We start from the raw sequence: 13,891 nt of genomic DNA on the forward strand, positions 1-13,891 counted from the left end.
GGCTCAAGCAGCGAGCCGCCGCGCGGCGAGCGTTAGCCGCCCTCCTGCAGCACCGCGTCGATCAGGGCCCGCGCTTCCGGGCTCGACCAGTCCGCCTCGCCCGCGAAGGCCGCGCGGATCCGCCCCTGACGGTCCAGCAGGATCGTCTGGGGCATCTTGCCCCTGCCCGGAAACTCGAACGGCAGCTGGAATTTCGGGTCGCTGTAGAAGGGCAGGGGGTCGTGGACGTCGATGAAACTCTTCGCATCGGCCAGGGCATCCGCCCCGACGTCGACATTGATCGGCAGAACGACAAGATCGCGGTCCGGATAGGCCGAGGCCAAGGTCGCCAGGGTCGGCATCTCGGTCCGGCACGGCGCGCACCACATGGCCCACAGATTGACCAGCACCACCTTGCCCCGGAAGTCGGCGAAACGGGCATCGGTGCCATCGCGGGTCTGGAAGACATAGTCGGGCGCCGTTTCGAGCGTCGCGGGCGTCTCCAGCGCGGTCAGCGGTCCGGTCGCGAACCGGGCCAGTTCGCTCTTTTCTGCGACGACCGGCCCGGACGCTTTGAAAGGACCGGCCTTCATCGCATATAGGGTGCCGATCGTCCCGCCCGCGAGGACGCCCGCGATCGCAGCCGCGATCAAAACGACCTTCAACGAGCCGCCCATGCCTCAGTCCCCTGCGCCGACGCCCGATGCGGGCGAGACGGCCACGCCGCAATCCGGCCAGACCCTATGGGGTGGACGCTTTTCCGCCAAGCCCGCCGACATCATGCAGGCGATCAACGTCTCCATCGGCGTCGATCAGCGCCTGTGGGCACAGGATCTCGCAGGATCGCGGGCGCATTGCCGCATGCTGATCGCCCGGGGGATCGTCACGGCCGGCGACGGCGCGGCCATCCTGTCCGGCCTCGACACCATCCAGGCCGAGATCGAGGCCGGGACCTTTCCCTTCCGCGACGAATACGAGGACATCCACCTGAACGTGGAGGCCCGGCTGTCCGAGTTGATCGGCGAACCGTCGGGGCGGCTGCATACCGCCCGCAGCCGCAATGACCAGGTCGCGCTGGATTTCCGCCTGTGGGTCCGCGATGCCTGCGACCGCACCGTCACGCAACTGACCGCGCTGCAGCAGGCCCTGCTGGAGCGGGCTGAACAACATGCGGGCGACCTGATGCCCGGCTTCACCCATCTGCAGACCGCACAGCCGGTGACCCTGGGTCATCACCTGATGGCCTATGTCGAGATGTTCGGACGCGACGCGGGCCGGTTCGCCGACGCGCGCGTCCGGATGAACGAAAGCCCGCTGGGGGCCGCCGCCCTGGCCGGTTCACCCTTCCCCATCGACCGCCATGCGACGGCGTCCGCGCTCGGCTTCGACCGGCCGATGGGCAATTCGCTCGACGCCGTGTCCGACCGGGATTTCGCACTGGAGACGTTGGCGGCCGCCTCAATCACGGCCGGCCACCTGTCGCGGTTCGCCGAGGAGATCGTGGTCTGGATGACGCCGATGTTCGGCTTTGCGTCCCTGCCCGACGACCTGACGACCGGCTCCTCGATCATGCCGCAGAAGCGCAACCCCGACGCCGCCGAACTGGTGCGCGCCAAGACCGGCCGCATCCTGGGATCGTTCGTCGCCCTGTCGACCGTGATGAAAGGCCTGCCGCTGGCCTATTCGAAGGATATGCAGGAGGACAAGCCGCCGGTGTTTGAGGCCATGGACGCGCTGGACCTGGCCCTGACGGCCATGACGGCGATGGTGACGGCGTTCCGGCCGAATGCCGTCCGGATGGCCGAGGCGGCGGGCTGGGGCTTTTCGACCGCCACCGACCTGGCCGACTGGCTGGTGCGCGAGGCCGACCTGCCGTTCCGCCAGGCGCACCATGTCACCGGTGCGGCGGTCAAGCGGGCGGAGGCTCTGGGCGTGGGTCTGGCGCAACTGCCGCTGAAAGAACTGCAGACCCTGCATCCCTCCATCACCGAAGAGGTTTACAAGGTGCTGACCCCTGAGGCTTCCTGCGCCAGTCGCCAGAGTTTCGGGGGCACCGCGCCGGAACAGGTCCGTGCGCGCATCGCCGAGTGGAAAGAGCGTCTCGCATGAAAAAGCTGATCGTCGCGGGCGCGCTCGCCCTGACCGCCCTCGCCGCCGCGGGCTGCGGCCGGATGGCGGACCTGCAAACGCCCGCGCCACGCGAGACCGAACGCGCGCCGCGCGACGCCCGGGCCCCCGACCTGCCCGATCCCGCGACCGTCAACCGCCCCTCCAGCCAGATCCCGATCGACGGCGGACCGTCGAACCCGTTCGGCTCGCCCGCCGCCGGGCGCGACCCGCAGTAGGCCGGCCGGCACCTTGGATCATTTCCAGCCGCGGGACGGCACCCTTCACGCCGAAGACGTGCCGCTCGACGCCCTCGCGGCCGAGGTCGGGACGCCCGCCTATGTCTATTCGACCGCGACCCTGAGCCGGCACTATGGCGTGCTGAGGGATGCCGTCGCCGCCCATCCGGCCGCGTTCGGCGACGCCCTGATCGCCTTTGCGGTCAAGGCCAACGCCAATCTGTCGGTGCTGGCGACCCTGGCGAGGCTGGGCTCGGGGGCGGATACGGTGTCGGAGGGCGAGATCCGCCGCGCCCTGCGGGCAGGCATTCCGGCCGGAAAGATCATCTTCTCCGGCGTCGGCAAGACCGATGCCGAACTGGCCTTTGCGCTGGACGTCGGGGTGCGCCAGATCAATGTCGAGAGCCCGGCCGAGCTGGATCGCCTGATTGCAGTGGCGGCCGAGAAGGGGCGCGTTCCCGACATCGCCATCCGCGTGAACCCCAAGATCGGGGCGGGCGGTCATGCCAAGATCACCACCGGCGGCGAGGGCGACAAGTTCGGCATTCCGGCCGACGAGGCCCTGGCCCTGTATGCCCGCGCCGCCGCCAGCCCGCATGTGACCCCCGTCGGTCTGGCCTGCCACATCGGCAGCCAGATCATCGACCTGTCTCCGCTGGAGGCCGCCTTTCGCCTGCTGCGCGACATGACCCTGACCCTGCGCGGACAGGGCCTGTCGGTCACCCGGCTGGACCTCGGCGGCGGTCTGGGCGTGCCCTATTCCGGTGGGGCTGTGACGGCGTCCGTCGCCGACTATGCGGCCATGGCGGCGGGGGTGCTGGACGGGCTGGAGGTCGAGGCGGCCTTCGAGCCGGGCCGTCTGCTGGCCGCCAATGCCGGGGTGCTGCTGGCCCGGGTCATCCAGGTGACCGAACGGGCGGACGGGCGACGGTTCCTGGTGCTGGACGCCGCGATGAACGACCTGGTCCGGCCCGCCATGTACGACGCCTTCCACGAGGTGAAGCCCGTCACGCCGCGCGACGGCGACATCATTGCCTACGACATCGTCGGCCCCGTCTGCGAGACCGGCGACACCTTCGCGCGGGGCCGCGACCTGCCTCCGCTCCAGGCCGGCGACCTGGTCGTATTCACCGGGGCCGGGGCCTATGGGGCGGTCATGTCCAGCGAATACAACAGCCGCCCTCTGGTGCCGGAGGTGCTGGTCGACGAGGCTCGCTGGGCGGTGGTGCGCGGACGGCCGACCTATGATGAGATGTTGACGCGGGAAACGGTGGCAGGCTGGCTGTAGCCCGCCTCTTTCGTCATTCCGGGCGCAGCGCAGCGGAGACCCGGAACCCGGCGGCGCGCGATAGCGCGAACCTGTCACGCACACGGCTCGCTGAACCCTTTCGCCTGCGCTGCGCTACGGCGCCGCCGTGTTCCGGGTCTGCGGGTCGCTGCGCTCGCCTTCGCCCGGAATGACGACGTTGGAGTTACCCCAAAAACCTTGTCACCGCGGCCAGGAACCGGCCCGGCTGGTCGATCATGACCATGTGCTCGGCCCCCTCGATGCGCTCGAAGCGGGCGGGGCGGGGCAGGTTGCGGTAGCCGGCCTGGAACAGGCCGTCCAGATGCGACCGGGGTGAACGGTCGTCGGGGCTCCAGCCGTAGACGACGGTGACGGGGGCCATGATGTCGGGCAGGCGGTTCCTCAGATCGGTGGTCATGACCTCGTACAGGCCTTGGGCCAGGACCTGGCGGTCGCCGCCCTGCCAGCCGACGGCGGAGAAGACACTGTCCGACGCCCCGCCCAACTGGTCGCCCAGCGCCGTGCCCTGGGCGCGCAGGGCCTCGTCGCCGAGGAACAGCAGGGCCTGATAGGCGATCCGCGCGATCGGCTCGACGTCGCCGACGGTGGCTCCGGGGCTGATCAGGGAGGGGAAGAAGGGCGTGGCGTCCACCACCATGACCCGGCCGACGGCCCCGCCTCGCCGGTCCCGCCCGGCATCGGCCGCGGCCCGCAGCGCCACCAGGCCGCCCATGGAGTGGCCGATGATGGCCGGTCGGTCCAGCCGCGCCTCGGCGATATAGCGGCGCAACTCGGACGCGACCGGCCCGACCAGGGCCCCAGTGGTGTTGGCCCCGGACGGCACGTCGCCGAAGCCCCGGATCGACACGATATGGACGCGGTGGTTGTCGTCCAGCCGGTCCGCCGTGCGCCTCCAGACCGCGCCGGTCGAGGCCAGCCCGGGAATCAGGATCACGTCGGGGCCTCTGCCCTGAACGGTCACCACGATCCGGTCGGAGGTGAACGGCCGGGATGGTGCCTGGGCCTGGGCCGCCGCCAGACCGGGCAGGGTCAGCAGGGCGAGGATCAGCAGGAGGAAACGGCGCATGTCGAACCCCTGAACGGCCATCGCGGCATTTGGTTGGCACCCTTGAAATCCGCGTCGCACAGGCGTGAAGTGCCCGCAAAGATCTCGGGAGAGGATGCGATGAGAACGCTCGATCGTTTCAGGATTCTGGCCGCCATGGGCGGCATGGTGGTTATGGCGGGGTCTGCCGCCGCGCAGGACGCACCGGCTCCGCAGGCGGAGACGGTTGAAGCCCCGCCCGCGCCTGCGCCCACGGGTCCCGACTGGTGGATATTCTCGCGGTCCGACCAGCGTGGCTATCTGATTGACGTGAACAGCATCGTCCGGACCGGCGACGAACTGACCGTCAGGATCGCGCGGGTCCCGCGCCAGGGTGATCCGTCCGACTACAGCCACACCGAGGATGTGTTCGGCATCCGGTGCACCGCGCGCGAGACGCATGTCGATACGTCGATGGATGTGTTCGAGGACGGCGCGCCGACCGAGCCCTATGCCACGGGCGAGCCGTGGGAGGCCGTTCGGCCGGACTCGCTGGACGAAGGGGCCCTGACGATCGCCTGCGATGACCGTCGCCCGCCCGGTCCGTCCTACCCCGACATCAAGGCCTGGATCGACGCCGGTCGACCCTGAGGCCTGACGAAAGACGGCCCCGGACTCGCGTCCGGGGCCGTCTTCGTCTCAGGCGTGGAGCGGGATCAGGCGGCGGCCTTCGCCCCGGCGAACCTGCCGTAGAAGGTCTCACCCTTCGCAGCCATGTCGCGCAGCAGCTGGGGGACGCGGAACCGGTCGCCGTAGCGCTCGGCATAGACGTCGGCCTGGGCCACAAAGGCCTTCAGCCCGATCTGGTCGATCATGGTGATGGGGCCGCCGGTCCAGGGCGCGAAGCCCCAGGCCAGGATGGCGCCGACGTCGGCCTCGCGCGGGTCGTCGATGACGCCCTCGGCCCAGCATTTGGCGACCTCGACGGCCTGGCGGTACAGCAGGCGGCGCTTCTGGTCCTCGATCAGCTCGGGCGTCGAGTCGTTGATGGTGACGGTCGCCAGATCCGAAAGGCCCGACCACAGTTTCTTGGGCTTCACGTCATAGTCGTAGAAGCCCTTGCCGTTCTTGCGGCCATAGCGACCCAGGTCCTCGACCATCTTGCGGACGATCTCGTGGCCCTCGATCGGCACATAGGCGTCGCCGAGGTCCAGCGCCGTCTGCTTGGCGATCTTGACCGACAGGTCCAGCGCGACGTCGTCGTGCATCTCCAGCGGGCCGCGCGGCATGCCGGTCATCCGGCCCAGGTTGTCGATCAGGGCAGGGGCGTAGCCCTCCTCCAGCATCGCCAGCCCCTCGGCCACATAGGTGCCAAAGCAGCGCGAGGTGTAGAAGCCGCGGCCGTCGTTGACGACGATCGGCGTCTTCTTGATCTTGATGATGTAGTCCAGCGCCTTGGCGATCGCGGCCGGGCCGGTCTTTTCGCCCAGGATGATCTCGACCAGCATCATCTTGTCGACGGGCGAGAAGAAGTGAATGCCGATGAAGTCCTCGGGCCGCACGCTGGCCTCAGCCAGACCGGTGATCGGCAGGGTCGAGGTGTTCGATCCGAAGACCGCGCCGGGGGCCAGCTGGGCCTCGGCCCGCTTCGTCACATCGGCCTTGATCTCGCGGTTCTCGAACACCGCCTCGATGACCAGGTCCGAGCCCTTGATCTGGTCGTAATCGGTGGTGGCGACGACGGAGGCCAGCAGGGCATCATACTTGTCCTGGGTCAGCTGACCGCGCGACAGGCGCTTCTTCAGCAGGTCCTCGACATGGGCCTTGCCCTTGTCGGCGCTCTCCTGATCGCGGTCGATCAGGATGGTCTGGATGCCCGCGAGCGCCTGCACATAGGCGATGCCCGCACCCATCATGCCGGCCCCGATGACGGTGACCTTCTTCGGGTCGGAGGCGGGGATGCCGGCGGGACGCACGGCCCCCTTGTCCAGCTCCTGCTTGGACAGGAACAGCGACCGGATCATGCCCTGTGCCTGGGGCGTCATCAGGGTCTTGATGAAATAGCGGGTCTCGATCCGCAGGGCCGCGTCCATCGGCACCTGGATGCCTTCATAGACCGCCTTCATCAGATTGGTGACGGCCGGATAGTTGCCGTACGACTGCTTCCTGATCATCGCATTGCCGACCAGGAAGTTCTGGATGCCGGCCGGGTGATAGGGGCCGCCGCCGGGCTGTTTGAACGACTTGTCGTCCCACGGCTGGACGGCCTTTCCGCCCCCCTTGATCCAGGCCTTGGCGGCCTCGACCTCGGTACCTGCCGGGACTACCTCATGCACGACGCCTGCGCCCTTTGCGTCGTTCGGACGCCAGGACGAGCCCGAGCTCATCGCCGTCATCGCCGCCTGGACGCCGATCAGGCGGGTCAGGCGCTGGGTGCCGCCGCCACCGGGGAACAGGCCGACCTTGATCTCAGGCAGGCCCAGCTGGATCTTCGGACTGTCACCGACCACGCGGTAGTGGCAGGCCAGGGCGACCTCCAGCCCGCCGCCCAGCGCCAGGCCGTTGATCGCGGCCGCCACCGGCTTGCCGCAGGTCTCCAGCGCACGCAGCGAACTGTTCATCTTCCAGCCGGCGTCGAAGGCGGCCTGCAGATCGCCCGAGCCGGACAGCATGCCCGACGCCATGTCGCCCAGGTCCGCCCCGGCGCAGAAGCCCGAGGCCTTGCCCGAGGTGATGACCGCGCCCTTGATGGCGTCATCGGTCCTGATGCGCTCGACCAGGGCCGGCAGCTCATCCATGACCTTGCCGGTCAGGGTGTTCATCGACCGCCCCGGCACGTCGAAGGTGATCAGGGCGATGCCGTCGGCGTCGACGTCGATCTTGAAGTTTTCCATGCTCAGTTCCCTCAGACGCGTTCGATGACGGTGGCGGTGCCCATGCCGCCGCCGATGCACAGGGTGATCAGGGCGGTCTCCTTGCCGGAGCGTTCCAGCTCGTCCAGCGCGATGCCCGTGATCATGGCGCCGGTCGCGCCCAGGGGGTGGCCCATGGAGATGCCGCCGCCGTTCACGTTCATCTTGTCGTGCGGGATGTCCAGCGCCTGCATGTAGCGCAGGACGACGGCGGCGAAGGCCTCGTTCAGCTCCCACACGTCGATGTCGGCGACGGTCATGCCCAGCTTGCCCAGCAGCTTCTTGGTCACGAACTCGGGACCGGTCAGCATGATCGAGGGTTCGGAGCCGATCGAGGCGGCACCCTTGATGCGGGCGCGGGGCTTCAGGCCCAGGGCCTTGCCGGCCTCCAGCGACCCGATGAGCACCCCGGCCGACCCGTCGACGATGCCGGACGAATTGCCCGGCGTGTGGACGTGGTTGACGCGCTCGACCTCGGGGTAGCGCTGGTTGATCACGGCGTCGAAGGCCATCTCGCCCATCATGGCGAAGGAGGGGTTCAGCCCGCCCAGCGACTGCATGTCGGTGTTCGGACGGATGGTCTCGTCGCGGTCCAGCTGGACCAGACCCAGCTGATTCTTCACCGGCACGACCGATTTCGAGAAGTTTCCGGCGGCCCAGGCGGCGGCGGCACGCTTGTGGCTTTCCATCGAATAGGCGTCAACGTCGTCGCGGCTGAAGCCGTATTTCGAGGCGATCATGTCGGCCGAGACGCCCTGGGGCACGAAATAGGTCGGGAAGGCGCTGGACGGATCGACCGGCCAGGCCCCGCCGTCCGAGCCCATCGGCACGCGGCTCATGGCCTCGACGCCGCCGCCGACGGCGAAATCGGCCTCGCCGGACTTCACCTTGGCGGCCGCCATGTTCACGGCTTCCAGCCCCGAGGCGCAGAAGCGGTTGATCTGGACACCGGCCACCGTCTGGGCCCAGCCCGCCGACAGGACCGCCGTGCGGGCGATGTCCGCGCCCTGTTCGCCCACCGGCGAGACGCAGCCCAGGATGACGTCGTCGACCTTCGACGTGTCCAGCCCGTTCCTGTCGCGCAGGGCTTCCAGCACCTGGGTCGCCAGGCTGAGGCCGGTGATCTCGTGCAGAGACCCGTCCTTCTTGCCCTTGCCGCGCGGGGTCCGCACGGCGTCGTAGATATAGGCCTCAGTCATCGGGAGGTTTCCTTTTCAAGTCCCTGTCGTCTGGCGCGCGGCGCTTCGCGACCTGAGGGACGGAGGACGGTTTCGACGCTGGGCGTCACAAACCCTACGTTTACGTCAACGTCAAGATAAGAGTTGGTAAAGCGGGCCGGGAACGGCGACGCTTCGGAGGGATTTTACCGCCATGAAACGACGAGCCCTGACCGCCTGCATCGGGGCGCTGATCCTGCCCGCCATGGCGGCCTGCGCCCCGTCCGGTCCATCCTCGGGGCCGCTCTGGATCCAGCCGGCCTCGGAGCAGGCGCGGGTGCTGACCCCGACGCCTCCGGTCGACGATTCGGTGCCGTCGGACGAGATCGAGCGCCGGTTGCTGGCCGCGCAGAATGCCGAGCGCGCCCGGGTCGGTGCGCCGCCCCTGATCTGGAGCGAGACTCTGGAAGCCGAGGCGGACGACTGGGCCAGGACTCTGATCGAGACGGGTCGGTTCGCGCACGACCCGCGACCTCATGGCCACGGCGAGAACCTGTGGACGGGCTGGGGCGGTCGGGTCTTCACGCCCGAGGACATGGTCGGTGACTGGATCAGGGAGCGCGCGGACTATCGCCCGGGCGTCTTTCCGGACGTCAGCCGGACCGGGGACTGGGTCGCCGTCGGTCATTACACCCAGCTGATCTGGAGCGGCACGACCCATGTCGGCTGTGCGGTCGAGACGCGGGCTGACCAGTCCCTCCTGGCCTGCCGCTACGCTCCGCCCGGAAACGTCGACGGCCTGAGGCCCTGAGCGCGGACCAAACACGCAAAAAGGCCGACGGACCTCGCGGTCCGTCGGCCTGATGCTATGGGGGCGACGATCAGGCGGCCGAGGCCTGCATCGCCTCGGCATTGACGGCGGCGTCGGCGATCGCGGTCAGATCCTCGTCGGTCTGCGACTCTTCCTGCAGGGTCTCGTCCAGCAGGGCGGCTGCATCGTCGAGGCCGAGCACCAGGGCCCAGCGCTTCAGCGTGCCGTAGCGGGTGATCTCATAGTGTTCGACCGCCTGGGCCGCTGCCAGCAGGCCGGCGTCGAGGGCGGGCGTGTCCTTGTACTCCTCCGCAATCTCGTCGCCCTCGGCCAGAATGCCCTCAATGGCGTCGCAGGTCTTGCCGCGCGCCGGCTTGCCGATGATGTCGAACACCTGCTGCAGGCGTTCGATCTGGCCTTCCGTCTGGCCGATGTGCTTCTCGAACGCCGCCTTCAGCTCGGGCGACCGGGCCGCGCGCTGCATCTTGGGCAGGGCCTTCAGGATCTTGCGCTCGGCGTAATAGATGTCCTTGAGCGTGTCGTGGAAAAGGGTGTCGAGGGTCTTGTTGGCCATCAGGAGGCTCCGTTGCTGCGAGCCACTAGAAGCCGCGCCGGGCACGGCGGTTCCTGTGTCGGCCAGGCGACTCCGTCAGGCACCCTGCTTTTCGTAGAGCGCATCCAGGCGGGGTTTCAGCATCCGGTAGCATTCGCAGGCCGCCGCCTCGAGGCCGGGCCGGTCGATGATGCGGATGATGCCCCGGTTGTAGGAGACGAGCTTTCGCCGCTTCAGCTGCGAGGCCGCCTCGCTGACGGTCGAGCGGCGGGCCCCGATCAGCCGGGCCAGCTCCTCCTGACGAAAGGTCATGACGTCGCGGGGCGACAGGTCGTCGGCCGTCAGGAACCAGCGGGCGATGCGGTCGGGCACGGCGTGCCCGGCGTTGCAGGCCGCGGCGTGGGCGGCCTGGGCCTGATAGAGGTCGGTCAGGGCCAGCAGCCGCGCCATGAGGCTGGGTCGCACGGCGGCGAGCGCGCGGAACGCCGGGGCGCTGGCCACCCAGGCCTCGCCCGAGGCGCGGCAGACGATCTCCCACCCGCAGGTCAGATTGGCCATGAAGGGGGCCAGACCCGTCAGGCCCTCGCTGCCGATCACGGCGGTCTCGATCGCGCTGCCGTCCGAAAACCGGACCAGATTGGCGAACTGGGCGTCGATCGGGAAATGGACCTGATCGACCGGCGCGCCCTGGTCCACGACGATCTGGTCCACCGCGACCGACACGCGGCGCAGAAGGGGGTGAAGGGCAGTGGCATCCCCGGCGGCAAGGCCGGCGATGAAACGGTTTTCGACAGGGTCTGACATCGCACCGCAACGCTTGAACCGCCGCTGCGATCCCTGTGTGCGCCACCGGGCACAGTCTGGCCGAACACCGTGCTAGTTCACGGTCTGTTCAGGAGCCCGCCATTGCCGACCTATTTCTGTTTCATCGAGCGCGACATCATCGGCACGACGCACATGGAGGCGCTCGATGCCGACAGCGAGGACGAGGCGCGGGCCGAGGCCGAGGCCCTGCTGCAGACCCATGCCAGCGGCATCGCGGCCCACATCCTGCTCGACGACGTCCGCATCGCCACCCTCCGCCGACTGGCGCCGGACCGTGGCTGACTAGCGGAGATCGGGCGGCGTCGCTTCCCCGGTCAGGATGCGGATGGCGTCCTCGATCGATACGACCGTCTGGGCCTGCGACCCCAGCCGTCGGATGGCGACCTCGCCCTTTTCGGCCTCGTTCCGGCCGACCACGGCGATGACCGGCACCTTGCCGACCGAGTGCTCGCGCACCTTGTAGCCGACCTTCTCGTTGCGCAGGTCGGTCTCGACGCGAAGCCCCGCCGCCTTGAACTTCGCGGCGACCTCATGGGCATAGTCGTCGGCGTCCGAGGTGATGGTCGCCACCACCGCCTGCACCGGCGCGAGCCACAGCGGGAAGGCCCCGGCGTAGTTCTCGATCATGATGCCGATGAACCGTTCGAACGAGCCCAGGATCGCCCGGTGCAGCATGACCGGCCGGTGCTTCTGGCCATCCTCGCCGACGTACTCCGCATTCAGCCGTTCGGGCAGGACGTAGTCGAGCTGCAGGGTGCCGCAGGTCCATTCCCGGCCGATGGCGTCCTTGACCACGAAATCCAGCTTGGGCGCATAGAAGGCCCCGTCGCCCTCGGCGATGACCGGATCGACCCCGGCCAGGCGCGCGGCCTCGCCCAGCATGCCCTCGGCCTTGTCCCAGAATTCATCGGACCCGGCGCGGACTTCGGGTCGGGTGGCCAGGTTGATGTAGGCCGTCTGCATGCCGAGGTCGGCATGGACGATCCGGGTCAGCTCGATGAACCGGCGCGTCTCTTCCACGATCTGGTCCTCGCGGCAGAAGATGTGGGCGTCGTCCTGGGTGAAGCCGCGCACCCGCATCAGCCCGTGCAGGGCCCCCGACGGCTCATAGCGGTGACAGGCCCCGAACTCGGCCATGCGCAGCGGCAGTTCGCGGTAGGACCGCTGGCCGATGCCGAAGATCTGGACGTGGCCTGGACAGTTCATCGGCTTCAGGCTGAGGGTCTCGCCCTCCACCGTCTCGCAGACGAACATATTGGGCCGGTATTTCTCCCAGTGGCCCGAGGCCTCCCAGAATTTGCGGTCCAGCACCTGGGGCGTCTTGACCTCGACATAGCCGGCGGCATCCAGACGGCGGCGCATATAGGCCTCGATGACCTGCCACAGCACCCAGCCCTTGGGGTGCCAGAAGACCATGCCCCGGCCCTCTTCCTGCATGTGGAAGAGCTCCATCTGGCGCCCGATCTTCCGGTGATCCCGTTTTTCGGCCTCCTCGATGCGCAGCAGATAGGCGTCCAGGTCCTCCTTCGTGGCCCAGGCGGTGCCATAGATGCGCTGCAGTTGCTCGCGGCTGGAATCGCCCCGCCAATAGGCCCCTGCCAGCTTGGTCAGCCTGAAGGCCTTGCCCACCGACCGGGTCGAGGGGAAGTGCGGGCCCCGGCACAGGTCGATCCAGTCGCCCTGCCTGTACAGGGTGATGGTCTGGTCGTCCGGCAGGTCGCGGATCAGCTCGGCCTTGAACTTCTCGCCCCGGGCCTCGAAAAAAAGGATCGCCTCGTCCCGGTCCCAGACCTCGCGCTCGAACCGGGCGTCGCGGTCCACGATCTTTGACATCTCCTTTTCGATGGCGGCGAAGTCGTCGGTCGAGAAGGGCGTCTCGCGGTAGAAGTCGTAATAGAATCCGTCCTCGATCGCCGGGCCGATCGTAACCTGGGTGCCGGGGAACAGCGTCTGCACCGCCTCGGCCAGGACGTGTGCCGTGTCGTGGCGGATGGTGTAGAGCGCCTCCGGGTCGTCGCGCATGATCAGGCGGAACGATCCGCCCGTTTCCAGAACCCGGTTCAGGTCGCGCTGCTCGCCGTTCAGCTCGGCCAGAACGGCCTTTTTGGCCAGTGAAGGCGAGATGGCGTGGGCCACGTCGCGCGCGGTCGATCCGGCCGGATACTCACGCGTCGCGCCGTCGGGAAAGGTCAGCTGGATCATCGGTCTTCAGTCTCAAGGGGCGGAACCGGGTCATATCCCGAACCGCCGAAGGGGTGGCATTTACAGAGCCGACGCAGGGTCAGCCACCCCCCCTTTCGCAGGCCGTGCTGGATCAGGGCGTCCCGGCCATAGTCCGAACAGGTGGGCAGGAACCGGCACGACTGGCCAAAGAAGGGGCTGAGCGTCAGCTTGTAGCCGCGATGGGCCGCGCGCACGCCGCGTTCGTAGAGGGTCGTCTGCGTCATCCGGTCAGGCCGCGCCTGCCAGCCCGGCGCGGGCGGCGAGCGCCTGGTTCACCGCATCGAGCGTCGCCTCGAGCGCGACCATCGTGGAGGCGTGGCGCGCGGGATAGTCGGCCACCTGCCTGAGGACGCGCAGCCCGTCGAACCGGCCTTCGGGCCCGTCGCCGCCGGATTTCAGCATGGACAGCATGGCGTCCCGGGCCGATCGCAGGTCGTCGGTCGTGGCTCCCAGAACGACCTCACCGACCACACCCGCCGCCGCCTGGCCCAGGGCGCAGGCCTTTACGTCCTGGGCGAAATCCGCAACCCGGCCGTCGGCGTCAAGAACGACATCGACCGTCGCCCTTGACCCGCAAAGCCTCGCCACCCGCTCGCCCGTGCCTTCCGGCGCTGCAAGCCTTCCGGCGTGCGGCAGGTTCGCCGCCAGCGTCAGGATGCGCGCGCTGTAGAGATCGTCGATCATGGGTCCAAGATAGGCGGCGGGCGGTTCCGGGAGAAGTCGCTCATTCGGCCCGGCGTCAGAAACCGTGCA

The 13,891-nt window shown here is 68.5% G+C and carries 15 protein-coding genes; 6 read left to right on the plus strand and 9 right to left on the minus strand.

Annotated elements, in window-relative coordinates:
* Positions 1–32 precede the first annotated feature (32 nt).
* Positions 33–656 carry a TlpA family protein disulfide reductase gene (locus O3139_RS02655; protein ID WP_269515357.1) on the minus strand — a complete coding sequence of 208 codons (624 nt, stop codon included), beginning with the start codon at positions 654–656 and terminating at the stop codon, positions 33–35.
* Here O3139_RS02655 and argH point away from each other — a divergent pair.
* Genes argH through lysA form a run of 3 tightly spaced genes read left to right on the plus strand, consistent with a single transcriptional unit; the run spans position 655 to position 3,612 of the window.
* Positions 655–2,088, plus strand: a complete 1,434-nt coding sequence (gene argH, locus O3139_RS02660) for an argininosuccinate lyase (protein ID WP_269515358.1) — start codon at positions 655–657, stop codon at positions 2,086–2,088. The two genes, O3139_RS02655 and argH, sit on opposite strands and share 2 nt — an antisense overlap.
* Positions 2,085–2,324, plus strand: a complete 240-nt coding sequence (locus O3139_RS02665) for a hypothetical protein (RefSeq protein WP_269515359.1) — start codon at positions 2,085–2,087, stop codon at positions 2,322–2,324. The genes argH and O3139_RS02665 overlap by 4 nt, the downstream gene beginning before the upstream one ends.
* A gap of 13 nt (positions 2,325–2,337) precedes the next feature.
* Complete coding sequence (gene lysA, locus O3139_RS02670; RefSeq protein WP_269515360.1) at positions 2,338–3,612, plus strand: diaminopimelate decarboxylase; 1,275 nt, start codon at positions 2,338–2,340, stop codon at positions 3,610–3,612.
* Between the two features lie 184 nt (positions 3,613–3,796).
* Here lysA and O3139_RS02675 read toward each other — a convergent pair whose 3' ends face one another.
* A complete protein-coding gene (locus O3139_RS02675; RefSeq protein WP_269515361.1) occupies positions 3,797–4,699 on the minus strand; it encodes an alpha/beta fold hydrolase in 903 nt (300 codons plus the stop codon).
* A gap of 99 nt (positions 4,700–4,798) precedes the next feature.
* Between O3139_RS02675 and O3139_RS02680 the strand changes: the two genes are divergently transcribed.
* A complete protein-coding gene (locus O3139_RS02680) occupies positions 4,799–5,308 on the plus strand; it encodes a hypothetical protein (protein WP_269515362.1) in 510 nt (169 codons plus the stop codon).
* A gap of 65 nt (positions 5,309–5,373) precedes the next feature.
* Here the strand turns inward: O3139_RS02680 and O3139_RS02685 are convergent, their stop codons facing one another.
* Entirely contained in the window at positions 5,374–7,551 is a 2,178-nt protein-coding gene (locus O3139_RS02685; RefSeq protein WP_269515363.1) for a 3-hydroxyacyl-CoA dehydrogenase NAD-binding domain-containing protein, read from the minus strand.
* 11 nt (positions 7,552–7,562) lie between these two features.
* The gene (locus tag O3139_RS02690) at positions 7,563–8,768 is read right to left on the minus strand and encodes an acetyl-CoA C-acetyltransferase (RefSeq protein ID WP_209321810.1); all 1,206 of its coding nucleotides are present in this window, start codon (positions 8,766–8,768) and stop codon (positions 7,563–7,565) included.
* A 172-nt stretch (positions 8,769–8,940) separates the two neighbouring features.
* Here O3139_RS02690 and O3139_RS02695 point away from each other — a divergent pair, with 172 nt between their 5' ends.
* A complete protein-coding gene (locus tag O3139_RS02695; protein WP_269515364.1) occupies positions 8,941–9,537 on the plus strand; it encodes a CAP domain-containing protein in 597 nt (198 codons plus the stop codon).
* A 70-nt stretch (positions 9,538–9,607) separates the two neighbouring features.
* On the opposite strand, the gene O3139_RS02700 is transcribed toward O3139_RS02695, so the two are convergent.
* The gene (locus O3139_RS02700; RefSeq protein WP_269515365.1) at positions 9,608–10,111 is read right to left on the minus strand and encodes a ferritin-like domain-containing protein; all 504 of its coding nucleotides are present in this window, start codon (positions 10,109–10,111) and stop codon (positions 9,608–9,610) included.
* 75 nt (positions 10,112–10,186) lie between these two features.
* Positions 10,187–10,894 carry a Crp/Fnr family transcriptional regulator gene (locus O3139_RS02705; protein WP_269515366.1) on the minus strand — a complete coding sequence of 236 codons (708 nt, stop codon included), beginning with the start codon at positions 10,892–10,894 and terminating at the stop codon, positions 10,187–10,189.
* 102 nt (positions 10,895–10,996) lie between these two features.
* On the opposite strand from O3139_RS02705, the gene O3139_RS02710 reads away from it, so the two are divergent.
* A complete protein-coding gene (locus tag O3139_RS02710) occupies positions 10,997–11,197 on the plus strand; it encodes a hypothetical protein (RefSeq protein ID WP_269515367.1) in 201 nt (66 codons plus the stop codon).
* Here O3139_RS02710 and thrS read toward each other — a convergent pair whose 3' ends face one another.
* Genes thrS through O3139_RS02725 form a run of 3 tightly spaced genes read right to left on the minus strand, consistent with a single transcriptional unit; the run spans position 11,198 to position 13,822 of the window.
* Positions 11,198–13,117, minus strand: a complete 1,920-nt coding sequence (gene thrS / locus O3139_RS02715) for a threonine--tRNA ligase (RefSeq protein WP_269515368.1) — start codon at positions 13,115–13,117, stop codon at positions 11,198–11,200. It abuts the gene before it with no gap.
* Positions 13,114–13,362 carry a membrane protein insertion efficiency factor YidD gene (gene yidD, locus O3139_RS02720; protein WP_269515369.1) on the minus strand — a complete coding sequence of 83 codons (249 nt, stop codon included), beginning with the start codon at positions 13,360–13,362 and terminating at the stop codon, positions 13,114–13,116. Before yidD ends, thrS begins: the two co-directional genes overlap by 4 nt.
* 4 nt (positions 13,363–13,366) lie before the next feature.
* The gene (locus O3139_RS02725; protein WP_269515370.1) at positions 13,367–13,822 is read right to left on the minus strand and encodes an iron-sulfur cluster assembly scaffold protein; all 456 of its coding nucleotides are present in this window, start codon (positions 13,820–13,822) and stop codon (positions 13,367–13,369) included.
* Positions 13,823–13,891 lie beyond the last annotated feature (69 nt).

Origin of the sequence: Brevundimonas subvibrioides (assembly GCF_027271155.1) — a bacterium.
GTDB lineage: Bacteria > Pseudomonadota > Alphaproteobacteria > Caulobacterales > Caulobacteraceae > Brevundimonas > Brevundimonas subvibrioides_D.

Coding starts and splice junctions, on each gene's coding strand:
- argH (WP_269515358.1), top strand. CDS start 655: ATGCCTCAGTCCCCTGCGCCGACGCCCGATGCGGGCGAGACGGCCACG.
- O3139_RS02655 (WP_269515357.1), bottom strand. CDS start 656: ATGGGCGGCTCGTTGAAGGTCGTTTTGATCGCGGCTGCGATCGCGGGC.
- O3139_RS02665 (WP_269515359.1), top strand. CDS start 2,085: ATGAAAAAGCTGATCGTCGCGGGCGCGCTCGCCCTGACCGCCCTCGCC.
- O3139_RS02675 (WP_269515361.1), bottom strand. CDS start 4,699: ATGCGCCGTTTCCTCCTGCTGATCCTCGCCCTGCTGACCCTGCCCGGT.
- O3139_RS02680 (WP_269515362.1), top strand. CDS start 4,799: ATGAGAACGCTCGATCGTTTCAGGATTCTGGCCGCCATGGGCGGCATG.
- O3139_RS02685 (WP_269515363.1), bottom strand. CDS start 7,551: ATGGAAAACTTCAAGATCGACGTCGACGCCGACGGCATCGCCCTGATC.
- O3139_RS02690 (WP_209321810.1), bottom strand. CDS start 8,768: ATGACTGAGGCCTATATCTACGACGCCGTGCGGACCCCGCGCGGCAAG.
- O3139_RS02695 (WP_269515364.1), top strand. CDS start 8,941: ATGAAACGACGAGCCCTGACCGCCTGCATCGGGGCGCTGATCCTGCCC.
- O3139_RS02700 (WP_269515365.1), bottom strand. CDS start 10,111: ATGGCCAACAAGACCCTCGACACCCTTTTCCACGACACGCTCAAGGAC.
- O3139_RS02705 (WP_269515366.1), bottom strand. CDS start 10,894: ATGTCAGACCCTGTCGAAAACCGTTTCATCGCCGGCCTTGCCGCCGGG.
- thrS (WP_269515368.1), bottom strand. CDS start 13,117: ATGATCCAGCTGACCTTTCCCGACGGCGCGACGCGTGAGTATCCGGCC.
- yidD (WP_269515369.1), bottom strand. CDS start 13,362: ATGACGCAGACGACCCTCTACGAACGCGGCGTGCGCGCGGCCCATCGC.
- O3139_RS02725 (WP_269515370.1), bottom strand. CDS start 13,822: ATGATCGACGATCTCTACAGCGCGCGCATCCTGACGCTGGCGGCGAAC.